This is a genomic window from Clostridium sp. J1101437_171009_A5, from assembly GCF_015547905.1.
In the GTDB taxonomy this organism is placed as follows: domain Bacteria; phylum Bacillota; class Clostridia; order Oscillospirales; family Oscillospiraceae; genus Pseudoflavonifractor_A; species Pseudoflavonifractor_A gallinarum.
In genome coordinates, this window is record NZ_JADMVY010000003.1 from 26,479 (window position 1) to 47,912 (window position 21,434).

The window sequence follows — 21,434 nt, forward strand, 5'->3', positions numbered from 1 at the left end:
TCTCCCGTCCGGAATCGTCAGAAAATGTTAAGACTTTTTCCCTTGTTCCCGGTCATATACTCCTCTATACTGACTGTATTAATACACCTCATACAGTTCAACTCTAGGAAAGGGGTCTGATTATGATTCGTCTTGACTCCCGGGATGCGCGCCCCATTTATGAACAGGTGATGGACAGTCTGCGCCGTCTGGTGGTGTCTGGCGCCATCCAGCCTGGGGAGAAGCTCCCCTCGGTCCGCGCGATGGCCACTACGCTGGCCATCAACCCCAACACGATCCAGCGGGCCTATGAATCCCTGGCGGCGGAGGGCTACCTCCACCCAGTGGCCGGCAAGGGCTGTTTTGCGGCTGACCGGGGGGATATCCAGGGCCGGCGCCGGGAAACCCTTTTAAATCGGTTTGACCAGACGGCTGCTGAACTGATTTTTCTGGGACTGAGCCCGGACGAGCTCTCTCGTCGCCTGCATGCTGTTTCCCAGCCATAATTTGAGAAGGAGGAGCCGCTGTTTATGATCTCAGTCCAAAATGTAGTAAAGACCTTCGACGGGTTCCGGGCCCTGAACGGTCTGAACATGGAGGTGCCCGACGGGGCCATCTACGGCCTGGTGGGCCCCAACGGAGCGGGAAAATCCACCATTCTGCGCCACATCACCGGCATTTACCGGCAGGATTCCGGTCAGGTGCTGGTGGCAGGTGAGCCGGTCTACGAGAACCCCGCCGTCAAGGCCCGCATCGCCTCCATCCCCGATGAGCTCTACACCTTCCTGTCCGCCTCCACCCGGGATATGATGCGCTTTTTCCGGGGCTTCTACCCCCGCTTTGATGAAGCGCGCTACCAGGCTCTGAAAGAGGTCTTTTCCTCGGTGCAGGAGAATATCCCGGTGCGCCGTCTCTCCAAGGGCATGCAGAAGCAGGCGGCCTTCTGGCTCTCCCTGTGCTGCCGGCCCGACCTGCTGGTGCTGGATGAGCCGGTGGACGGTCTGGACCCGGTGATGCGCCGGCAGGTCTGGTCCCTCCTCATGGGCGATGTGGCGGAGTATGGCACCACCGTGCTGGTCTCCTCCCACAACTTGCGGGAGCTAGAGGACGTCTGCGACCATGTAGGCATCCTCTCCCAGGGTAAGGTGCTGCTGGAGCGTGCCCTGGCGGATCTGCAGGACAATATCGTGAAGATGCAGATCGTCTTTCAGGAGCGGGAGCTGCCTCAGCTCCCCGAGGACCTGGCAGTCCTCCATGTGTCCCAGGTGGGGCGTATTCATACCCTGATTGTCCGGGGCTCGGCCGACGAGGTCACCAATCGTCTGGCGATCTATGCCCCCATCCTGATGGAGGCCCTGCCTCTGACGCTGGAGGAAATCTTTATCTATGAATTGGGAGGTGAGGACTATGCCGTCCGTGACATCGTGCTCTAAGGAGCGCCGCCCCTGCGCCTGGTTCAACATCACGCTCTTTCGGAAAAACTGGTCCCGGTTCTGGCCCCTGTGGTCTCTGTACGGGGTGATCTGGTTCTTAATTCTGACCGTGGGCATTCTCAACAGCCGCGGCATCTATGATCCCATGCCGGATAATTACTACCCGACCGGTTATGTGGTGTACGCCATCCCCATGGGGATCCTGCTCTCACTGGGCTTTGGTGTACTGTGTGCCATGGCGGTCTTTTCCTATCTCTACTCCAGCCGTCCGGTGGGGCTCATGCACGCCCTGCCCATCCGGCGGGAGGGGCTCTTTCTCACCAACTACCTCTCGGGCCTGAGCTTTTTTGTCCTCCCCATTCTGGTGGTGGCCCTGCTCACCCTGGGGGCAGAGCTCTATGCGGGCCACGGGGTGGATTTGACCTCTCTCTTCCTGTGGGGCTGGTGCCAGTGTATGGTTTCCCTGTTCTTCTACTCCTTTGCGGTGTTCTGCGCCATGTTTACCGGCCACATTCTGGCGTTGCCCGCCTTCTACGGCATCCTCAACGGCCTGGTGTTCGGCCTGGATGCTCTCTTTCGGGAGCTGGCCCGCATCTTCCTCTTCGGGTTTTATACCTCATATCAACTCAACCCCTGGGTGGAGTGGCTCACTCCCACACTCTGCTACATCGACCGTATGAGCAGCACCGGCTCCCCCAATTATCACTTTACCGGACTGCTTCCCGTCTTTGTGTATATGCTGGCCGGGCTGGTCTTCACCGGACTGGCCCTGCTCCTCTACCGCCGCCGCCATCTGGAGACCGCCGGGGACGTGGTGGCTGTCTCCTGGCTGCGCCCCATCTTCAAATACGGTGTGGCCTTCTGCTCTGCCGTGGTTATCGGCACTTTTCTGTGGAGCGTCTTCCTGCCCCAGGTCTCACACAGCATCCTGTGGTCTCTCCTGTTCTTCCTGCTGCTCACGGGAGCCCTGGGCTACTTTATCGCCGAAATGCTGCTGTGCAAATCCTTCCGCGTCTTCCGGCAGGGCTGGAAGGGCTGCCTCTGCTTCCTGGTCCTGCTCACGCTGGGCGTGAGCACTCTGGAGGTCGACCCGATCGGCTTTGAGGCCCGGGTCCCCCAGGCCCAGCAGGTGGTGGAAGTACGCCTGGATACGCCCTCCTTCGCTCCCTATGATGGAGCTTCCTCTCCTTCCGTCCTGCGCCGGGAGGAGGACATTGCCCGTCTGGTGGAGCTCCATCAGACCATCATCGACCATCAGTCCCAGCTGGAGTCGGCTGAGCGTGTATCTTCCCACTCCTATGTCTCCCAGCAGGTGGGAGATTATATGGTGGACGTAGAGACTTCCGGCTCGTTCTACTTCTCCTTCACCTATCTCTTCCGGGACGGCGGCACCATGCGGCGCAGCTACCGTATCCCGGTGGACGAGGAGCTTCTGGCCGATCCCACCTCTCCCGCCGCCAAGCTGGATGCGCTCATCAATGCTCCGGGTCTGGCACAGCAGGAGTATCTCTCCCTCTACCGCAGCGGCGATGTGCTGACCAGCGTCAACCTCTCCACTTATACGGGAGCCGATCAAATTTTCTCCAGCGGTGCGGACACCCAGCTGCTTCTGGACGCCGTGCTCACCGATCTGGAAGAGGGAAATCTGGGTCGTCACTATCTGTTGGAGAATCAGGACCGCTATGCCAACTGCTACTATAACGATCTGACCTTCCACTTCTATTCGCCGGAGGCCCGTTCGGAACTGGTGGAGGACGGACACATCTATCAGTTCACCATTACCATTCAGACTACGGCCACCCATACCCTGGAGGCCCTGCGGGAGTTGGGCGCAGAGGATGTACTCATCCTCCGCAGCGCAGCACCCTGAGAAACTCCGGCATCCCGCACCTCTCCAAAGATTTTTTGAAAGTATGTTAAATTTTTAACTTTCTCATTCAAATCCGGCGGTCCTGGGCGTTTCGTCCCGGTGACCGCCGGATTTTTGACCTCCAAAGTATATTGTTAAAATATTCACAAGTCACCGTTGCATTTTTCTTCCCAATCATATATAATAAGCTTATCCGGTTCGCAAACCGAATTTGTATTCATTGCCGATTCCGCGACCATATATCGAACGAAATGTAAAATATTTGGAGGGTCAATTCTATGAAGGACATTTATGTTGTCAATTGCTGCCGTACCGCCATCGGCTCCTTCGGTGGTTCCCTGAAGGATGTTCCCGCCGCCAAGCTGGGCTCCATCGTTGTGGCTGAGGCGCTCAAGCGTGCCAACATCAAGCCTGAGCAGGTGGACGAGGTCATGTTCGGCAGCATCCTGACTGCCGCTGCCGGTCAGAATATGGCCCGCCAGGTTTCTCTGGGCGCCGGTATTCCCGTTGAAGTGCCCGCCTACACCGTCAGCATGGTCTGCGGCTCCGGCATGAAGTCCGTGATCGAGGGTGCCCGTACCATCCTGGCCGGTGACGCCGACATCATCGTGGCCGGCGGCACCGAGAACATGTCCGCTGCCCCCTATGCCATGCCCGCCGCCCGCTTCGGTGCCCGCATGAACGACACCAAGCTGGTGGACACCATGGTGAAGGACGGCCTGTGGGATGTGTTCAACGACTACCACATGGGCATCACCGCTGAGAACGTCTGCGACCAGTGGGGCATCACCCGCGAGGAGCTGGATGAGTTCGCCCTGAACTCCCAGATGAAGGCCAAGGCTGCTCAGGAGGCCGGCAAGTTTGACGACGAGATCGTCCCCGTGCCTGTGAAGGTCAAGAAGGAGATCGTGGACTTCAAGGTCGACGAGTTCCCCCGCCACGGCACCACCGCTGAGGGTCTGGCCAAGCTGAAGCCCGCCTTCAAGAAGGACGGCCGCGTCACCGCCGGCAACGCCTCCGGCATCAACGACGGCGCTGCCGCCATCATCCTGGCCTCCGGCGAGGCTGTGGAGAAGTACGGCCTGAAGCCCATGGCCAAGCTGGTCTCCTGGGGCCAGGGCGGCGTGGATCCCAAGATCATGGGCGTGGGTCCTGTTCCCGCTTCCAAGCAGGCCATGGAGAAGGCCGGCCTGACCATCGAGGACATGGATCTGGTGGAGGCCAACGAGGCCTTTGCTGCCCAGTCCATCGCTGTGGCCCGCGAGCTGAAGTTTGACATGAGCAAGGTCAACGTCAACGGCGGCGCCATCTCCCTGGGTCACCCCGTGGGCTGCTCCGGCGCCCGCATCATCGTCACCCTGCTGCACGAGATGAGCAAGCGTCCCGAGGCCAAGAAGGGCCTTGCCACCCTGTGCATCGGCGGCGGCATGGGCACTGCTGTCATCCTCGAGAAGTGCTAATCTGAATATTTTTTCCGGCGGGCCGCAAATGCGGCCCGCTTTTTTCTGTCTTTCTCCGCGCCGCGACCGTTCTCTGTTTTTATCGGGCGGACAGAATTTCACTCATCTGAACGTGCATGGTCACACTCCCGTTATTTTGTACAAATAATTCATTATATGATTTACTTTCAATGAAAACGCCTAAGTTCAAAAATTATTTCTTTCCTCTTGATTTATTTCCAGATTGTGCTATGATTAGGGCATGGCAGCGCCTTTGGCACTCTGTATTTTAAGGAGGACACGGAATATGATTGACCTTACCATCCGCCGAGACAGTCTGGACCGAAACATCAAAAAGGCCCGCGAAAATAACGTCATCATTCCCACCATTGCCCAGATGCAGGAGCCGGAATCCATTCCTGGCGCCATCCGGGACAAGCTGAAAAATGTGGGACTGTGGGACGTCAATCCTCTGAACCTGTTCCGCATTACCTGGAAGAACGAAGCCAAGGAATTTGGCGGCGGCTATCAGGCTGTGCCCAACTATGTGGAGCTGCCCTCCTCCCTGACCGGTGTTCCCTGCCGCATTCTGGCCATGGCGGGCAAGTGGTTCCCCACCGGATGCCACAAGGTGGGCGCCTCCTTTGGATGTCTGGCCCCCCGTCTGGTGACCGGACAGTTTGACGCCACCTATCACCATGCCGTCTGGCCCTCCACGGGCAACTACTGCCGCGGCGGCGCCTTCAACTCCAAGCTGCTGGCCTGTGACAGCGTGGCCATCCTTCCCGCCGAGATGAGCAAGGAGCGCTTCGAGTGGCTCAGCCAGATCGCCGGCCAGGTCATCGCCACCCCCGGCTGTGAGTCCAACGTCAAGGAGATCTTTGACAAGACCTGGGAGCTCAAGCAGGACCCCACCATGATGATCTTCAACCAGTTTGAAGAGATGGGCAACCCCCTGTGGCACTACAATGTGACCGGTACCGCTCTGGCCGATCTCTATGAGGCGGTTAAGCGCCCCGGCGACCGTCTGGCCGGCGCCTGCTTTACCTCCGGCTCGGCGGGCACCATGTCGGCCGGCGACCTGCTCAAGGACCGCTATCCCCATGTGAAGCTGGCCGTGGGCGAGGCGCTCCAGTGCCCCACCATTCTGGAAAACGGCTTTGGCGGCCACCGCATTGAGGGTATCGGCGACAAGCACATCCCCTGGATCCACAATGTCAAGAACACCGATATGGTCATCGACATTGACGATGAGGATTCCCAGCGCCTGCTCCGCCTCTTCAACACCCCCGACGGCCAGAAGTACCTGAAGGAAGAGCTGGGCCTCTCGGATGAGCTGCTGGAGAAGCTGACCTGGATGGGCATTTCCGGTATCGCCAACGTGCTGTGCTGCATCAAGATGGCCAAGTACTACGAGCTGACCGAGCGCGACGTGGTGGTCACCGTCCTCACCGACTCGGCCGTCATGTATCAGAGCCGCATCGAAGAGCTCAACCAGATGCACGGCGCCTACAACCTGCAGGAGGCCACTCTGGACCACAACCTGCACATTCTGGGCCTCAAGACCGACAACATGGCCGAGCTCAACTACTGGGACCGCAAGCGGGTCCACAACCTGAAGTACTACACCTGGGTGGAGCAGCAGGCCCGCGACGTGAAGGACCTCAACGCCCTGTGGTACGACACCGAGGGCACCTGGGACGCCGTCCACCAGCAGGCCAAGGATCTGGACGAGCTGATCAACGAATTCAACGACGCCACTGGACTGCTCAAGGCCCTGTAAGCGCCTCATTCATCCATACACACCGGACCGGCGGGCGGGGAAATCCCGCCCGCCGGCTGTTTTGAAAAGGAGGTCATCCCGTTGCTGAAGAATGTAAAATACGCCAAATGTGTCAAGTGCGGCAAGGAGTATGAAGCCACCCCCAACACCACCACCTGTACCTGCGGCGGTATCCTGGACATTGTCTACGACTACGATTACATCAAGGCCCACTTCACCAGGGACGACCTGGAGCGCAGCCAGGAGTGGTCCATGTGGCGTTACCGTCCCTTCCTGCCCGTGGAGGCCGACTCGGCGCCCACTCCGCTGCGGGTGGGCTGGTCTCCCCTCTACCGGGCGGACAATCTGGCCCGGGAGCTGGGCCTCAAGACCCTCTACATCAAGGACGACGGACAGAATCCCACCGCCTCTCTGAAGGACCGCGCCTCCGCCATGGCAGTGGTCAAGGCCCGGGAGGCGGGTGCCCACACCATTGCCTGCTCCTCCACCGGCAACGCCGCCTCCTCTCTGGCGGGTAACGCGGCGGCAGCGGGCATCCCCACCTACATCTTTGTCCCCTCCCGCGCCCCCAAGGGCAAGGTGGCCCAGCTGCGCATCTTCGGCGCCACAGTCATCAGCGTGGACGGTTCCTATGAGGACACCTTTGAGCTCTCCAAGGCCGCCATCGAGAAGTGGGGCTGGTACAACCGCAACGCCGCCATCAACCCCTATCTCTCCGAGGGCAAAAAGACGGTCACCCTGGAGATCCTGGAGCAGCTCCACTGGAAGGTGCCCGACTTCATCGCCCTCTCGGTGGGCGACGGCTGCACCATCGCCGGCGCCTGGAAGGGCCTCAAGGACCTCTATGCCGCCGGATTCATCGACCGGCTCCCCCGCCTCATCTCGGTCCAGGCGGAGGGCTGCTGCCCCCTCAACCGGGCTATCATGACGGCCACTCCCTGGCAGCCCATGGAGGAGAACACCCTGGCCGACTCCATCGCCGTGGGCGTGCCCCGCAACGCGGACAAGGCCCTCCAGGCCATTGAGGAGTCCGACGGTCTGGTGGTCAACGTCACCGACGACGAGATTCTGGCCGCCATGCGCCTTCTGGGCCGGACCCAGGGCGTCTTTGGCGAGCCCGCCGGTGTCACCGGTACTGCCGGTGTCAAGAAAGCCCTGGAGCGCGGCATCCTGGACCCCGACGCCACGGTGGTCAGCGTGGTCACCGGCAACGGCCTCAAGGATGTGGCCAACGGCATCAAGGCCGCGGGAGAGCCCATGCTGGTCCGTCCCTCCATGGACGAACTGCTCAAGGCCTTCGACGCCAATGGGATCCATCCCTGACCCCTCCGGCGCAGCGTTCCTGTACTCTTGCGTTCAACCTTTCCATGTGCTACAATAGAGCCGGAAATGGCTGAAACGGAGCCTGAATGGGCGGGTCACATCCGTTTTGGATGTGACCCGCCCTGTTTTGTATTTACTCTTATTGAAGGAGGCCTATCTATGTCCATCCTCATTCAAAACGGTACCCTGATCCTCCCCGACGGCCCGGTAAAGGCTGATCTGCGGGTGGATGCGGGCAAGATCGCCGAGATTGGCCCCGCCCTCTCCGCCGACGGCTGTCAGGTCATCGACGCGGGGGGCAAGCTGGTTTTCCCCGGCTTTATCGACACCCACACGCACTTCGAGATGAACAAGGGCACCGACCGGGAGACTGCGGACAACTGGGAGACCGGCACCCGGGCCGCTCTGGCCGGCGGCACCACCTGCGTGCTGGACTTTGCCGAGCCGGAGCACGGCCACTCCCTCCAGTCCGCGCTGGACGAGTGGCACAGCCGTGCCGATGGCCACGCCTCCTGCAACTACTCCTTCCATATGACCATCGTGGACTGGGATGCCCGCATCCGGGAGGAGCTGCCCAAAATGACCGAGCAGGGCATCACCTCCTACAAGGTCTACCTGGCCTACCACGGCATGCGCATCCCCGACGGCGTGGCCTATGAGGTCATCAAGGCCGTTGGTAAGGAGGGCGGCGTGGTGGGCTGCCACTGCGAGAACGGCGACCTCATCGACGAGGCTATTGCCGAGCTCAAGGAGGCCGGTATGCTCACGCCCGCCTCCCATCCCCTGGCCCACAGCGACCTCATCGAGTCTGAGGCCGTCAACCGCTGGCTCAATCTGGCCGAGCAGGCCGGTTATCCGGTCAACGTGGTCCATCTCTCCACCCAGCGCGGCCTGGAGGAGGCCCTGATGGCCCGGTCCCACGGCCAGTCCCTCTACCTGGAGTCCTGCCCCCAGTACTTCACCATGACCGATGAGAAGTATCACCTCCCCGGCTTTGAGAGCGCCAAGTACGTCTTCTCTCCCCCCCTGCGCAAGCAGGAGGATGTGGACGCCCTGTGGGAGGCCCTGGGTGAGGATGAGATCGACACCATCGGCACCGACCACTGCTCCTTCAACTACGCCACCACCAAGCACCTGGGCAAGGACGACTTCTCCGCCATCCCCCCCGGTATCCCCGGCGTGGAGCACCGTCCGGCTCTCATGTACACCTACGGCGTCCGGCAGGAGCACATCTCCGAGCTTCAGATGATGAAGACCCTCTCGGAAAATCCCGCTAAGCTCTTTGGCATGTTCCCCCAGAAGGGCACGCTGGCTGTGGGAAGCGACGCTGATATCGTTATTTTTGATCCGAATTATACCTGGTGTATTCGCGCAGCCGAGCAATATCAGAATGTGGACTACACGCCCTATGAGGGCATGGAGATGGCGGGCCGTACCGAGACCGTCCTGCTGGGCGGCGAGGTCGCCGTGGAGGACGGCAAAGTGGTCAAGGAAGGCCTGGGAAAGTTCGTCCACCGCGGACCCTCCCAGTTCTGGAGATAAGGCTGTATGGAGATCGGATGCGTCCTGATGGCCTCGGGATTTGGCCGGCGCTTTGGCTCCAATAAGCTCCTTCTGCCGGTGGAGGGGGTGCCCCTGGTCCAGCGGGCGCTCACCCTCTATGCCGGTGCCCCCTTTGCCCGCCGGGTGGTGGTGAGTCAGTATGAGTCTATCCTCTCCTTGGGCCGGAAGGCGGGCTTTCTCCCCCTTCCCAACCCGGAGGCCGCGCGGGGGATCTCCGCCTCGGTCACCCTGGGAACCCGGGCCTGTATGGACCTGGACGGTATCCTCTTCGGCGTGTGCGATCAGCCCTGGCTCACTCCGGAGAGCGTGAATACTCTGCTGGAGGCCTTCCAGTCCCACCCGGACCGGATCTGCTCCCTCTGCTATGGGGAGCGGCGGGGCAATCCCGCCCTGTTCCCCTCCGCCCTCTTTCCCGAGCTTCTGGCCCTCACCGGCGATACCGGCGGCGGCCAGGTCATCCGCCGCCACAAGGAGCTTCTGCACCTGGTGCCGGCCGCCCATCCCCGGGAGCTCTTTGACATCGACCGCCCGGAGGATCTCCCCCAGACATAAAAATACCCCCTGTCCTCGGTGGACAGGGGGTATTTTTTGACTTATTCGGCGCTCATGGCAGCCGCAAAGACCTTCTCCACATCCTGCTGGGTGACGGGACCCTCGTGGATCTTCACTCCGTCCACATAGTAGGTGGGCACATAGTAGTAGTCGTGGGCGTCGGCCAGCTCTTTCTCCACTTCCTCGTCCACGATGCGCAGGGGCACCTGGGCCCACTCGGGATGGAACTTGGCGGTCAGCGCCTCATGCCACTTGAGGGCGCGCTTACAGTGGGGGCAGCCCGCCTGGACAAACATCAGGATCTCTTTCATGGCGATCAACCCTTTCGGTTCTCAAAGTCCACTTCGATCTTGCCGCCGCAGACCATGCCCAGCTCGGCCGCCGCGTGGGAGAGATCGTAGAGCTTGTGCTCCCGCTCCACGCCGTTCTTCATCATCTCCAGGGCGTCCAGCTTGGCCCGGTACTCCACCGCGCCGCCGCCGATGGTACCCACGCACGTCCCGTCAGGATGCACCAGCATCCAGGTCCCCTCACCCCGGGGCGCGGAGCCGCTCTTGCGGGTAATGGTGCACAGCACGCCCTTCTCACTGGGGGGAGGCGGCGTTCCGGGTCCCTTACGCGCCCGCTCCTGGATGACCTCACCCAAGATGGATACGGCGATCTCCGCCGGAGTCTGCGCGCCGATCTGGAGTCCCACGGGAGAGTGTACCCCAGCCAACACGTTGGCGTGGAAGCCCAGCTCCTTCATCCGCTTCATCACAGCGGCCACCTTGATCTTGCTGCCGATCATACCCACATAGGCGTAGTCGCCCTGGAGCACCTTGGCCAGGCACTCTCCGTCGAAGGCATGTCCCCGGGTCAGGATCACATAGTAGTCGTCGCTCCGGCTGCCCAGCTCGTCCAGGGCCTCCAGGAAGGGCTTGCACAGCACCTGCGCAGCCATGGGGAAGCGCTCGGGGTTGGCAAACTCCTCCCGGTCGTCGATGACCACCACTTCAAATTCCAGATGGCTGGCCATGTAGGCCACTTCCAGCGACACATGGCCGCCGCCGCATAAAATCAGTCGTTCCATGGATCATTCTCCTCTGTATCATCGGTTTCCCGCCCTGGAGGCGGGGTCGTCTTTATCCCTTCCGGTTCTGGAAATAGAGCAGGCCCTCCAGCACGCCACCGCCGATGGCCCGGGCCTTGTCCGAGATCGTGAAGCAGTGGTTGTACTCACACCGGGGATCGATGTCCCCCGACTTCATCCCCTGCTTGACCCGCAGACCGTCGGGCAGCATGCCCCGGACCGTACCGGGCATCAGGGCATAGACCGGCTCGCCGTCCACAGTGGCCACCACATCTCCCTCAGCGACCATGTCGCCGATGTGGGCCACCGGGTGGAAGATGCCGTCCCGGCAGGCGCGGATGATCCGCTGGGTGGTGTAGCCTCCCACATCGCCGGGCACGCCCGTGTTGGGGATGGCCGACCCCTCCAGGATCAGGCGGCCCAGATAGTGGCCCCGCTTGGTCTCAATGACGCCGTGGCAGTCTACCCCGGCGGTGAAGCCGGGCCCCAGGGCCAGCACGATGGGGGCGTCGTCTATCCGGGTGTTGACATTATACTTGGCCAGGATGGCGTCCACCTCGGCGTCAAAGGGCATCTGGGTGCGGATGGCCGCCTCCGGGTCCACCAGCACGGGGATCTCCCCCCGCTCCAGACAGGCCTTGACCTCCTCCACGGTCTCCACCCGGCGGGAGGTGACCCCCTCTACCGTGGCGGTGCCGTCATAGATACACTGGCAGAAGGCCACCGTCCGCCGCACCGCGGTGGGCTGTTCAATATCGGTCATTACGATCGAATAGCCCGCCCGGTAAAGCCGGTAGGCCACCCCTGTGGCCAGGTCTCCCGCGCCTTTGATCAGAACCAGCATAGTCCTCCTCGCTCCTTTTCCTCATAGCTCTTGATGAGCGTAAAAATACCCAGCCGGTCCAGACCGGCGGCGATGACCCGGGCCCGCTCCCGCAGGGCCGGAGTATCCGTCTTATTCAGCAGGCACCGGTATGCCATGCCGGGGGCCACATTCTTCCGGCTCCCCCGTTCGCTGGAGAGGATGGCTGTCATATCGGCCTCGGTGACCTTGTCCTCCAGCGTTTTCCCCAGAAAGGCCGCCACCAGGTCGGCCCGGTGGCAGATCTCACCGATAGGCTTGTCCAGGGCGTCCATCCCGGCTACCGCCACCACCGCGTCGCTCTCCGGTGGGATGACCGGCTCATGGTCGGCCGGGATCTTCAGCGGCCGGATCCGGGCTCCGTCCCCTTCCACCAGGACCACGTCGGCCACCGAGCGGCAAAGGCCGATCTCTCCCGTGCCGCACAGCTTGTCCGCCCGGCCCAGGGTGCCCAGGGTGATGATCCCATGGCGCTCCAGGCACTGGCGCAGATGCTCCGGCGCGGGGTCGTCCGTGAGAAAAATGCGGGGATGGGGCATGATGTGGGTGGTGGTGGTCACGATCACCCGCTTCCCCGCCTCCCGGGCCTCCCGGGCCAGGGCATACATGGTGGTGGTCTTTCCGCCGCCTCCCACCAGGGTGACCGCCCGGTGGCGGTCCATATCCAGGTGCAGATCGCTCCAGAGTCCCATCCGATTACCCCCTTATCCCAAGAGATGTTCCAGCAGGATCTTCAGGCCGATGCCGATGAGCACCAGTCCGCCCACCAGCTCCGCCCGCTTCTGAAAGAGGCATCCCAGCCGGCATCCCGCCAGACCGCCCACCACCGACAGGCCAAAGGCCACCACGCCGATGACCAGGGCGGACGAGAAAATGTTCACGTTCTTCATAAAGGCCATGGAGACTCCCACCGCCAGCGCGTCAATGCTGGTGGCCACCGCCAGCATCACCAGGCGGCGGCAGGTCAGCTCCACGGGGCCGCTCTCGGTCTCACAGGAGTCGTCCCTTGCGCCCCAGACCATGCGTCCGCCGATGATCGCCAGCAGGGCGAAGGCCACCCAGTGGTCCAGCGCCTCGATGTAGCCGCTGACGCTGGTCCCCAGGAACCAGCCGATCAGGGGCATGGCAAACTGGAAAAAGCCGAAATAGAGGCCCATGCGCACGGCCTGCTTCCAGCCGAAGCCAGGGACCGAGATACCGCTGGACACGGATACCGCAAAGGCGTCCAGGGCCAAACTCACCGCAATCAACAAAACTTCAATCAAATATGCTCACCTATTCTCCTGTTCTTCTCCCGATGCCTAGCATTTCCCCAGACATCATCACATGATTATACCATAGAGTTTTCCCCCACGCCATCTTTTTTCCGCTCCAACTTCTCCTTTCTCCCCTTGCGCCGCCCGGGAAAAACAGGTATGCTAATGCTGCCCCTGCGGGGAGAGCAAGCGAAAGGGGATGGCTTTCATGACCCATGAGGACTATATGCGCATGGCCCTGGATTTAGCCCGGGAGGCCATGGAGGAGGGCGAGGTGCCGGTCGGCTGCGTCATCGTCTGGGAGGACGGGCGGGTGGTCGGCCGTGGCCGCAACCGCCGGGAGACCGGGAAAGATGCCCTGGCCCATGCCGAGCTGGAGGCCATCCGCCAGGCCAACGCCCTTTTGGGTGGATGGCGGCTCCACAAGGCCACCCTCTATGTGACGCTGGAGCCCTGCCCCATGTGTGCCGGAGGCATTATCAACGCCCGCATCCCCCAGGTGTGGTACGGCGCGGCCGACGCCAAGGCGGGCTGCTGCGGGTCAGTTCTGGACCTCTTTGCCCAGCCCTTCAACCACCACCCCCAGGTGCACAGCGGCCTTTTGGAGGAGGAGTGCGCCGCGCTGCTCCAGGCTTTTTTTCAGCGCCTCCGGGACAAGCGTAAGGCTGCGAAATCCGTTTCGTCATCCTCCGATGCGGCGTCTGCCCCGTCTCATGAGACCTTTACATAAAATCCAAAAAGATTTAAAACTCTTGTAACACCTTTTCGCTGATTTGTTAACAACTCTCGGCTATTATAATACCTGCAAGAGACAGTTTCTTTTCATTTCATTGTATCCTCTTTCCTAAGGCAGGGGCCGGACGTCAGGAGCAGGCGTCCGGCCCTTGTCGTTTTCGTTTGGCCCTCTCATTTTGTGAGAACCTCCCGCGGTTGTCCCCACATGCTTCCTATGGTAAAATGCAGACAGCAGAATACGGATCATAGGGGGGATCGTTTTGCATGATTTTATCGGATACATCCTGTCTCTTTTCCAGCGTGGGCTTCATCTGGCCGTCCCGGTTCTCCTGCTCTGTGGAGCAATCGTGGCGGTGTGCTGGATCCTCTTTCGGAGACAGAACCGCCCCTTCCCATGGGGGCGGGCGCTGGTGCTGCTGCTCCTGATCGGCTGGCTGGTCCTCACGGTTTTTCTCACCCTGCTGAGGGGCGAGCCCGGGCACCGGCAGTGGAACCTGCACCTGTTTCTGGCATGGCGCGAGGCCTGGAATCAATTTACCCTCCAGGTCTGGCTCAATGTGCTGCTCAACATCGCCCTGTTCCTTCCCCTTGGCTTCCTGCTCCCTCTGTTGACCCGTTGGTTCCGCTCGTGGCCCCGGATGCTGCTGGCCGGGCTGGGCGTATCCCTGCTGATCGAGCTGGGACAGTTTGCTACCGCCAGAGGCATGCTGGACGTAGACGATCTCTTTACCAATACTCTGGGCGCCATGGTGGGCTGGAGCATCTCCATGCTCATTCTAACCCTGACAAAACGCAGCCCCGGCTGGAAAAGGCGCTGTGGGGCGCTGCTGCCCATACCAGCCGCTCTTTTGTTCGCACTGGCTCTCATCTTTGGCGGCTACGCCCTGAAGCCGTACGGCAATCTCCCGGACGCCCCTGTGATCACCGCCAACCTTGATGGGATACAGTGGGAGTTGGCCTTTACGCCGGAGGATGCGCCTGCCACGGCCCCCATCTACCGGGCAGGGCGGCTGGACCGCTCCGCCAGTGAGGCATTTGCCGCAGCCTTTGCGCAGAAGCTGGGGATCACCTTTGAGGATACCTATTACTACGATGACATCATTATCTTCGCCAATCACACGAGCGGAGATTTTCTGAACCTGTACCAGCGGGACGGCACATGGGAATACCGCATCGACCGGGAGAAGCGGCCCGTCTTCGATGTTCCCGCCTCCCAGGTCTCTCCCGACGCACTTCTCTCCATTTTGGACGTCTGGGGGATCTCGGTGCCGGAGGGCGCCGCCTTTGCTCTGGAGCCTTCGGGTGAGGCGTATGTCCAGGCCAGCTTTACCTCCCAGCTCATACCTGCCGACGGACCAAGCGTCTACGGTACGCTGACCTGCCTTCTCCAGGAGCAGGACGGCGCCTCTACCCTCACGTCCATCGAAAACCAGCTGGTCTCCCTGACCCCCTGTGAGGAGCGCCCGATCCTCACCCCCGCACAGGCGGTGGAGCAACTCTATGGCGGGCGCAGCTTTGCGGGCACAGTGCTGGAGCACTCCGGCCTCACCCAGATCCAGGTGCTCTCCTGTACGCTGGAGTGGATAGCCGACACCAAGGGCTTCTATCAGCCCGTCTACTGCTTTCTCCTCCAGGCTCCGGAGGGGGAACCCTTTACGGACTATGTCGCCGTTCTCAACTAAACCGCAGCCAAACTCCGGCTCCGGATGGCATATTTGCCCGTTTTAATTACAAAACCTCCTGCCCGGCGGGTATGCCGGACAGGAGGTTTTTGTACATTTTAGGTATGGTCTGCGGGACAGTTCTCGTTATCGCTCTTCCCGGAAATAGGCGTTGCCCAGGTTGGCGGGGGGCTGGCTCTCCCGGCGCTGCCGGATGCTCACGGCGATGAGGACCACCACCGTGGCGATGTAGGGCACGATGTCATAGATGGGGGCCAGACGGTTCCCGCCCCAGTTCATGTACAGGCGCAGCACCGACAGTCCGCCGAACACCAGGCTGCCCGCCAGCGCCCGGGCCGGGCTCCAGGTGGCGAAGATGACCAGAGCCACGGCGATCCAGCCTTTACCTGCGATGCAGTTGTGCACCCAGACGCCCTGCTGCTGGGCCATGACGATGTACATACCGCCCAGGCCCGAGATCCCGCCGCCGATGCAGGTGGCCAGATACCGGTAGGCCGTCACATTGATGCCGGCCGCATCGGCCGTGCCCGGATTCTCACCCACCGAGCGCAGGTTGAGGCCCAGCCGGCTGTGATTCAGGAACAGCGAGAGAACGACCGCCACCAGCACCGCCAGATAGACCAGGTAGTTGTAGGAGAAGAGGAGCTTCCCCACCACCGGCAGGTCCTGAAGCACCGGGATGCCGCCGTTGAAGACGCTCTTGGTGCTCTGGCTCACCGCCACAAAGCCGCCGGCGGCGTTGCCCATGGCCTCGCCCACCAGGTTGCCGAAGCCGGTACCGAAGATGGTCAGGGCCAGACCGGTCACGTTCTGGTTGGCCCGTAGGGTGATGGTGAGCACGCTGTACAGAAGCGCCCCGAAGGCCGCGCACAGGAAGGCACACACCGTGGCGATGACCGCCGCCGTCACGCCGGAGGCCGCGGGACCGGCCATCTGCTCGTAGTAATAGGCCCCCGCCAGACCGGCCACGCCGCCCATGTACATCATGCCCTCCACACCGAGGTTCAGGTTGCCCGATTTCTCGGTGAGGATCTCTCCCAGTGTGCCGAAGAGCAGGGGCGCCCCCGCCGCCACAGCGGCCATGACAAAGGCAATGGAAAACAGATTACTCATGCGTACGCTCCCCCTTTCCCCGGACGATGAGCCGGTAGCTGATGAAGAACTCACATCCCAGCATGAAGAAGAGCACGATGCCCGTGAGCATGTCAGCCGCCGAAGCCGGGATGGTATAGAGGGTCTGGATGGTATCCGCGCCCTTTTCCAGGATGGCCAGCAGCGCGGCAATGGCGATCATGACAAAGGGGTTGAGCTTGGCAAGCCACGCCACCGTAATGGCGGTAAAGCCGATGCCGCCGGCGGTATTCTCGGTGAGGGTGCCGCTGGCCCCCGACACCTGGAGGAAGCCAACCAGCCCCGCGATGCCGCCCGAGAGGAACATGGTGCGCCGGATGATGTGGGATACGTTCATGCCCGCATACTGGGCGGTGCGCACGCTCTCGCCCACCACGGCGATCTCATAGCCCTGCTTGCTGTATTTGAGATAGCCGAACATGAGGGCGGTCACCGCCAGGACGATGATCCAGCCGATGTGGACGCCCAGCGCCTTGGGCAGCAGGGCCGCCGAGTCAAACATGGGGATCTTGGGATAGCCGTTGGCGTTCAGGTCGGGGCCCCAGGGGCCGGCCTGGAGATACTTTACAAACCCCAGGACGATGTAGTTGAGCATCAGGGTAAACAACGTCTCGTTGGTCCCCCACCGGGCCTTGAAGACCGCGGGGATGAGGCCCCACACTCCGCCGGCCAGGATGCCGGCCACTGCCATGACCACCAGCAGGACCGGCCGGGGCAGGCTGTCCGCCCAGAAGAGGGCAAAGTAGCTGGCCGCGATGCCGCCGGCCAGGATCTGGCCCTCTGCGCCGATGTTCCAGAATTTCATCTTGAAGGCGGGGGCGATGGCCACTGCCGCACCCAGCAGGGGGATGGCCTTTTTTACGGTCTCCCGCAGGACCCGGCTCTTGCCCAGGGACCCCTCCACCATGGAGGCGTAGACCTGGATGGGGTTATGCCCCAGCACCGCGATGATGAGTCCGCCGGTGACCAGGGCCAGCAGGATGGCCGCGGCCCGGATGGCCCACGCCTGGGCGCGGGGGATGTCGTCCCGCTTGGCCAGACGAATCAGTGGCTCTCTGTGTTCGGTGTGTACGCTCATACCGCCGCACCCTCCTTTCCAGTCCCGCTCAGGTGGGTCATGAGGAGGCCCACCTCCTCCTTGGTGGTCTGTCCCGCGTCCACGATGCCGCTGACCCGGCCGCCGCAGAGCACCAGGATGCGGTCGCACAGCTCCAGCAGCACGTCCAGATCCTCGCCCACCAGGATGACGGCCACCCCCCGCTTCTTCTGCTCATTGAGAAGGTTGTAGATGGTGTAGGAGGAGTTGATGTCCAGTCCCCGCACCGGGTAGGCCGTCATGAGCACCGTGGGGCTGGAGGCGATCTCCCGGCCCACCAGTACCTTCTGCACGTTGCCGCCCGAGAGGCGGCGCACCGGGGTGGAGATGCTGGGCGCCACGATCTCCAGCTCCTCCTTCAGCCGCATGGCCAGCTCCCGGGGCGGCTTCCGGTCCACCAGAGGGCCCTTGCCCTGCCGATAGGTCTTGAGCATCATGTTGTCCACCATGTCCATGCTGGCCACCAGGCCCATGCCCAGCCGGTCCTCGGGTACGAAAGCCAGGGAGACCCCGATCTTCTGGATCTGGGTGGGGGTCTTCCCCACCAGCTCCTCTCCGGCCTTGTCCACCGGGACATGGAGTCCGGCGATCTCCGAATTGGGATGGGGCGGGTAGTAGAAGATATGCCCTGACTCCACCTTCTGGAGTCCCGCGATGGCCTCCAGCAGCTCCTTCTGGCCCGAACCGGCGATCCCGGCGATGCCCAGGATCTCGCCGCCCCGGGCCTCAAAGGACACATCCTCCAGGGCCTTGACTCCCTCTGCCCCCCGGCAGTTGAGTCCCTTGACCTCCAGACGCAGGTCCTGATACTCCGTCTTGGGCCGGTCGATGTTCAGGCTCACCGCATGGCCCACCATCATCTCGGTGAGCTTCTGGGGATTGGTCTCACAGGTGGGGACGGTACCGATGTATTGGCCCTTGCGCAGGACGGCCACCTGGTCGGAGATGGCCATGACCTCGTGGAGCTTGTGGGTGATGATGATGATGGACTTGCCGTCGTCCCGCATGTTGCGGAGGACGGCAAAGAGCTTCGCGGTCTCCTGGGGGGTGAGAACAGCGGTGGGCTCGTCCAAAATGAGAATATTGGCGCCCCGGTAGAGGACCTTGACGATCTCCACCGTCTGCTTCTGGGAGACCGACATGTCGTACACCTTCTGGTCCGGGTCGATCTCAAAGCCGTATTTCTCACTGATGGCCTTGACCTGGCGCCCCACTTCCCGCCGGTCCAGACGCCCGCCCCCCTTGAGGCCCAGAATGATATTCTCGGCGGCCGTCAGCACGTCCACCAGCTTGAAGTGCTGGTGGATCATCCCGATGCCCAGGTCGTGGGCGTCCTTGGGGGAGCGGATGGTGACCTCCTTCCCGTCCACCAGGATGGAGCCGTGGTCGGGAAAATAGATGCCCGAGAGCATGTTCATCAGTGTGGTCTTGCCGCTTCCGTTCTCTCCCAGCAGGGAGAGGATCTCTCCCCGGCGCAGGGTCAGGGAGACCTTGTCGTTGGCCACCACCTCGCCAAAGGTCTTGGTCAGCTCCCGCAGCTCGATGGCATAGTTGGCCTGGTTATCCATGTGCTCACCTCTCTTGCTCAGTTTGGGCAGTGCCCTGTGGAAAAAAGGGCGGGGCTGCGGGAATGCGCAGCCCCGCCCGGGGTGTTGCCGTCGGTTGCTCTCGGTTACTGGTCGGACACCACGGTGATGCCGTCCACAATGTAGTCAAAGTAGGGGGCGCTGGTCTTGCCGCCGGCCACATCGCTCTCGATGAAGGCCTCGCCCTCAGCCAGGTCCAGCACGTCCTTCTCGCTGCCGTCGGGGTTGTAGGACACGCCGTGCAGCGGGCCGGCAAAGACCTGGAGGCTGCCGTCCTTCAGGCCGGCCTCGGCGGCCTCGATGGCCTCCTGGGTGCCCTCGGCGGCGATGGCCTCATTCAGGGGGGTAAGGAGGACGGCGCCGTCGGCATAGCCCTGGCTCCAGTCCTTGGGGATCTCCTTGCCGTCCAGGACTGCCTGGACCGCCTCGGTGAAGTAGATGCCCCAGTCGATGCGGGTGGACAGGAGGGAGGCGCCGGGGGCAGCCTCGGTCATGTCGGCGTTGTAGCCCACCTGGAAGGCGCCGTTCATCTCGGCGGTGGTGGCGGGTCCGGTGGAGTCGGAGTGCTGGCTCACCACGCCGCAGCCCCGGTCGATGAGGGCCTGAGCGGTCTGGCTCTCCAGGCTGGCGTCATTCCAGGTATTGGTATAGATGACGTCCATGGTCACTTCGGGGTAGACGCTCTTGGCGCCCAGATAGAAGGCGGTGTAGCCCGAAATAACCTCGGCATAGGGATAGGCACCCACATAGCCCAGCTTGGGATTGCCGATCTCCTTGGCCTTCATGCCGGCGGCGATACCGGCCAGGTAGCGGCCCTCATAGATGTTGGCAAAGCAGTTATGCAGGTTGGGCAGATCCTCTGTGTGGGCCTGGGTACCGGTGGCATGGCAGAACTGGATGTCGGGATTCTCCCGGGCCGCCATGGTCACATAGTCACCGAAGCCAAAGCTGGTTGCGAAGATGATGTCGCATTCCCGGTCGATCAGGTCGTTGAGGGCGTCGGCGCAGGCATCGTTTTCCGGGATGTTGTACTTGGTGATGATCTGGTCGTCGGAGAGACCCAGATTGGCCTGCATCTCTTTGACGCCCTGGACCATGTTGTAGGTGTAGCCCATATCGCTCTCGTCGCCGATGTGGACAAAGCCTACCTTCAGCTCCTCCTTGGCTACACCGGCCGTCTCTCCCCCGCCGCTTCCGCTGGGAGCCGGAGCTTCCTCACCGCCGCCGCAGGCGGCCAGCCCTACGGCCAGCGTACCGGCCAGGAGCATCGCCAAAATCCGCTTTTTCATACCATGTTCCTCCTTTTCACATTGGTCTTTGCAAGAGTGTCCTTGTGTATCCTATAACGGCGCGTGCCGTAATAGACATATGATCTGCGCAATACCTGCAAGAGAAAAAACGGGAGAGGCGCGCACCTCTCCCGCGGTTCTTATTCGCAGAACTCGATGGAGTTGGTGGCCTCGTCCATAGACTTGACCCGGGCCAGAGACTCCACCCGTACGCCCATGGAGCGAATCAGGTCGCCGCCGGGCTGGAAGGCCTTCTCCACGCAGATACCGGCACCCACCAGGGTGGCGCCCGCGTCCCGCACCAGGTTGATCAGACCCTGGAGCGCGCTGCCGTTGGCCAGGAAGTCATCAATGAGGAGCACACGGTCCTCAGGGCCCAAAAACTCCTTGGACACGATGATATCGTACACCTTTCCGTGGGTGAAGGATTCCACCTTGGAGGTGTACACATCCCCGGCGATGTTCTTGGTCTTGTTCTTCTTGGCAAAAATCACGGGCACGTTGAAAAACTGCGCGGTGATGCACGCAATGCCGATGCCCGAGGCTTCGATGGTGAGAATTTTGTTCACGCCGCAGTCCCCGTACAGGCGCTTGAACTCCTTGCCGATCTCATTGATGAGGCCGATATCCATCTGATGATTGAGGAAACGGTCTACCTTGAGCACCTCGGTGCCCCGGATGGTGCCATCCTTGCGAATGCGCTCTTCCAACAGTTTCATAGCTCTTCTCCCATTCTCATCATTCATTGGTCCCGCGAGGGACTTTCTCTTTGTTTTATCATAG

At 61.8% G+C, this 21,434-nt stretch carries 20 protein-coding genes; 10 read left to right on the plus strand and 10 right to left on the minus strand.

Annotated features, from left to right (window positions below; translation table 11 throughout):
• Positions 1-122: 122 nt before the first annotated feature.
• The 8 genes from I2C21_RS05550 to I2C21_RS05585 all read left to right on the plus strand — a co-directional run bounded on the left by I2C21_RS05550 (position 123) and on the right by I2C21_RS05585 (position 9,942).
• Positions 123-485 carry a GntR family transcriptional regulator gene (locus I2C21_RS05550; RefSeq protein ID WP_101692620.1) on the plus strand — a complete coding sequence of 121 codons (363 nt, stop codon included), beginning with the start codon at positions 123-125 and terminating at the stop codon, positions 483-485.
• A gap of 24 nt (positions 486-509) precedes the next feature.
• Positions 510-1,412 carry an ABC transporter ATP-binding protein gene (locus tag I2C21_RS05555; RefSeq protein WP_101692619.1) on the plus strand — a complete coding sequence of 301 codons (903 nt, stop codon included), beginning with the start codon at positions 510-512 and terminating at the stop codon, positions 1,410-1,412.
• Positions 1,387-3,282: an ABC-2 transporter permease family protein gene (locus tag I2C21_RS05560; RefSeq protein WP_195278756.1), complete on the plus strand. Its 1,896-nt coding sequence runs from the start codon at positions 1,387-1,389 to the stop codon at positions 3,280-3,282. The genes I2C21_RS05555 and I2C21_RS05560 overlap by 26 nt, the downstream gene beginning before the upstream one ends.
• A 278-nt stretch (positions 3,283-3,560) precedes the next feature.
• On the plus strand, positions 3,561-4,742 hold the full coding sequence (locus I2C21_RS05565; protein ID WP_195278757.1) for an acetyl-CoA C-acetyltransferase: 1,182 nt from the start codon (positions 3,561-3,563) through the stop codon (positions 4,740-4,742).
• 286 nt (positions 4,743-5,028) lie between these two features.
• Positions 5,029-6,504: a pyridoxal-5-phosphate-dependent protein subunit beta gene (locus I2C21_RS05570; protein ID WP_195278758.1), complete on the plus strand. Its 1,476-nt coding sequence runs from the start codon at positions 5,029-5,031 to the stop codon at positions 6,502-6,504.
• A gap of 84 nt (positions 6,505-6,588) precedes the next feature.
• Positions 6,589-7,827, plus strand: coding sequence for a threonine synthase (locus I2C21_RS05575; RefSeq protein ID WP_101692678.1), 1,239 nt, complete (start codon positions 6,589-6,591; stop codon positions 7,825-7,827).
• 159 nt (positions 7,828-7,986) lie between these two features.
• Positions 7,987-9,369, plus strand: coding sequence for a dihydropyrimidinase (hydA, locus tag I2C21_RS05580; RefSeq protein WP_101692615.1), 1,383 nt, complete (start codon positions 7,987-7,989; stop codon positions 9,367-9,369).
• Positions 9,370-9,375: 6 nt separating this feature from the next.
• Positions 9,376-9,942 carry a nucleotidyltransferase family protein gene (locus I2C21_RS05585; protein WP_286167220.1) on the plus strand — a complete coding sequence of 189 codons (567 nt, stop codon included), beginning with the start codon at positions 9,376-9,378 and terminating at the stop codon, positions 9,940-9,942.
• A gap of 41 nt (positions 9,943-9,983) precedes the next feature.
• Here I2C21_RS05585 and I2C21_RS05590 read toward each other — a convergent pair whose 3' ends face one another.
• The 5 genes from I2C21_RS05590 to I2C21_RS05610 are packed head-to-tail and all read right to left on the minus strand — an operon-like array spanning position 9,984 to position 13,141.
• Entirely contained in the window at positions 9,984-10,253 is a 270-nt protein-coding gene (locus I2C21_RS05590; protein WP_101692676.1) for a thioredoxin family protein, read from the minus strand.
• Between the two features lie 5 nt (positions 10,254-10,258).
• Positions 10,259-11,014: an XdhC family protein gene (locus I2C21_RS05595; protein ID WP_101692614.1), complete on the minus strand. Its 756-nt coding sequence runs from the start codon at positions 11,012-11,014 to the stop codon at positions 10,259-10,261.
• 52 nt (positions 11,015-11,066) lie between these two features.
• Positions 11,067-11,858 (minus strand): selenium-dependent molybdenum cofactor biosynthesis protein YqeB, encoded by a 792-nt coding sequence (gene yqeB, locus I2C21_RS05600; RefSeq protein WP_195278759.1) that lies wholly within the window; start codon positions 11,856-11,858, stop codon positions 11,067-11,069.
• Entirely contained in the window at positions 11,846-12,568 is a 723-nt protein-coding gene (gene yqeC, locus I2C21_RS05605; protein ID WP_101692612.1) for a selenium cofactor biosynthesis protein YqeC, read from the minus strand. The genes yqeB and yqeC overlap by 13 nt, the downstream gene beginning before the upstream one ends.
• Positions 12,569-12,580: 12 nt before the next feature.
• Complete coding sequence (locus I2C21_RS05610; RefSeq protein WP_195278760.1) at positions 12,581-13,141, minus strand: manganese efflux pump MntP; 561 nt, start codon at positions 13,139-13,141, stop codon at positions 12,581-12,583.
• Positions 13,142-13,340: 199 nt separating this feature from the next.
• Here I2C21_RS05610 and tadA point away from each other — a divergent pair, with 199 nt between their 5' ends.
• Positions 13,341-13,862 carry a tRNA adenosine(34) deaminase TadA gene (gene tadA / locus I2C21_RS05615; RefSeq protein WP_195278761.1) on the plus strand — a complete coding sequence of 174 codons (522 nt, stop codon included), beginning with the start codon at positions 13,341-13,343 and terminating at the stop codon, positions 13,860-13,862.
• A gap of 265 nt (positions 13,863-14,127) precedes the next feature.
• The gene (locus I2C21_RS05620) at positions 14,128-15,549 is read left to right on the plus strand and encodes a VanZ family protein (protein WP_195278762.1); all 1,422 of its coding nucleotides are present in this window, start codon (positions 14,128-14,130) and stop codon (positions 15,547-15,549) included.
• A gap of 126 nt (positions 15,550-15,675) precedes the next feature.
• Here the strand turns inward: I2C21_RS05620 and I2C21_RS05625 are convergent, their stop codons facing one another.
• The 5 genes from I2C21_RS05625 to I2C21_RS05645 form a co-directional block, all read right to left on the minus strand.
• Complete coding sequence (locus I2C21_RS05625; protein ID WP_101692609.1) at positions 15,676-16,662, minus strand: ABC transporter permease; 987 nt, start codon at positions 16,660-16,662, stop codon at positions 15,676-15,678.
• Entirely contained in the window at positions 16,655-17,758 is a 1,104-nt protein-coding gene (locus I2C21_RS05630) for an ABC transporter permease (RefSeq protein WP_101692608.1), read from the minus strand. The genes I2C21_RS05625 and I2C21_RS05630 overlap by 8 nt, the downstream gene beginning before the upstream one ends.
• Positions 17,755-19,344 (minus strand): ABC transporter ATP-binding protein, encoded by a 1,590-nt coding sequence (locus I2C21_RS05635; protein ID WP_195278763.1) that lies wholly within the window; start codon positions 19,342-19,344, stop codon positions 17,755-17,757. The genes I2C21_RS05630 and I2C21_RS05635 overlap by 4 nt, the downstream gene beginning before the upstream one ends.
• 104 nt (positions 19,345-19,448) lie before the next feature.
• Complete coding sequence (locus I2C21_RS05640) at positions 19,449-20,651, minus strand: BMP family ABC transporter substrate-binding protein (protein WP_186963217.1); 1,203 nt, start codon at positions 20,649-20,651, stop codon at positions 19,449-19,451.
• A gap of 140 nt (positions 20,652-20,791) precedes the next feature.
• Entirely contained in the window at positions 20,792-21,370 is a 579-nt protein-coding gene (locus tag I2C21_RS05645) for a xanthine phosphoribosyltransferase (protein WP_101692605.1), read from the minus strand.
• Positions 21,371-21,434 lie beyond the last annotated feature (64 nt).

Coding starts and splice junctions, on each gene's coding strand:
- I2C21_RS05550 (WP_101692620.1), top strand. CDS start 123: ATGATTCGTCTTGACTCCCGGGATGCGCGCCCCATTTATGAACAGGTG.
- I2C21_RS05555 (WP_101692619.1), top strand. CDS start 510: ATGATCTCAGTCCAAAATGTAGTAAAGACCTTCGACGGGTTCCGGGCC.
- I2C21_RS05560 (WP_195278756.1), top strand. CDS start 1,387: ATGCCGTCCGTGACATCGTGCTCTAAGGAGCGCCGCCCCTGCGCCTGG.
- I2C21_RS05565 (WP_195278757.1), top strand. CDS start 3,561: ATGAAGGACATTTATGTTGTCAATTGCTGCCGTACCGCCATCGGCTCC.
- I2C21_RS05570 (WP_195278758.1), top strand. CDS start 5,029: ATGATTGACCTTACCATCCGCCGAGACAGTCTGGACCGAAACATCAAA.
- hydA (WP_101692615.1), top strand. CDS start 7,987: ATGTCCATCCTCATTCAAAACGGTACCCTGATCCTCCCCGACGGCCCG.
- I2C21_RS05585 (WP_286167220.1), top strand. CDS start 9,376: ATGGAGATCGGATGCGTCCTGATGGCCTCGGGATTTGGCCGGCGCTTT.
- I2C21_RS05590 (WP_101692676.1), bottom strand. CDS start 10,253: ATGAAAGAGATCCTGATGTTTGTCCAGGCGGGCTGCCCCCACTGTAAG.
- I2C21_RS05595 (WP_101692614.1), bottom strand. CDS start 11,014: ATGGAACGACTGATTTTATGCGGCGGCGGCCATGTGTCGCTGGAAGTG.
- yqeB (WP_195278759.1), bottom strand. CDS start 11,858: ATGCTGGTTCTGATCAAAGGCGCGGGAGACCTGGCCACAGGGGTGGCC.
- yqeC (WP_101692612.1), bottom strand. CDS start 12,568: ATGGGACTCTGGAGCGATCTGCACCTGGATATGGACCGCCACCGGGCG.
- tadA (WP_195278761.1), top strand. CDS start 13,341: ATGACCCATGAGGACTATATGCGCATGGCCCTGGATTTAGCCCGGGAG.
- I2C21_RS05625 (WP_101692609.1), bottom strand. CDS start 16,662: ATGAGTAATCTGTTTTCCATTGCCTTTGTCATGGCCGCTGTGGCGGCG.
- I2C21_RS05630 (WP_101692608.1), bottom strand. CDS start 17,758: ATGAGCGTACACACCGAACACAGAGAGCCACTGATTCGTCTGGCCAAG.
- I2C21_RS05635 (WP_195278763.1), bottom strand. CDS start 19,344: ATGGATAACCAGGCCAACTATGCCATCGAGCTGCGGGAGCTGACCAAG.
- I2C21_RS05640 (WP_186963217.1), bottom strand. CDS start 20,651: ATGAAAAAGCGGATTTTGGCGATGCTCCTGGCCGGTACGCTGGCCGTA.
- I2C21_RS05645 (WP_101692605.1), bottom strand. CDS start 21,370: ATGAAACTGTTGGAAGAGCGCATTCGCAAGGATGGCACCATCCGGGGC.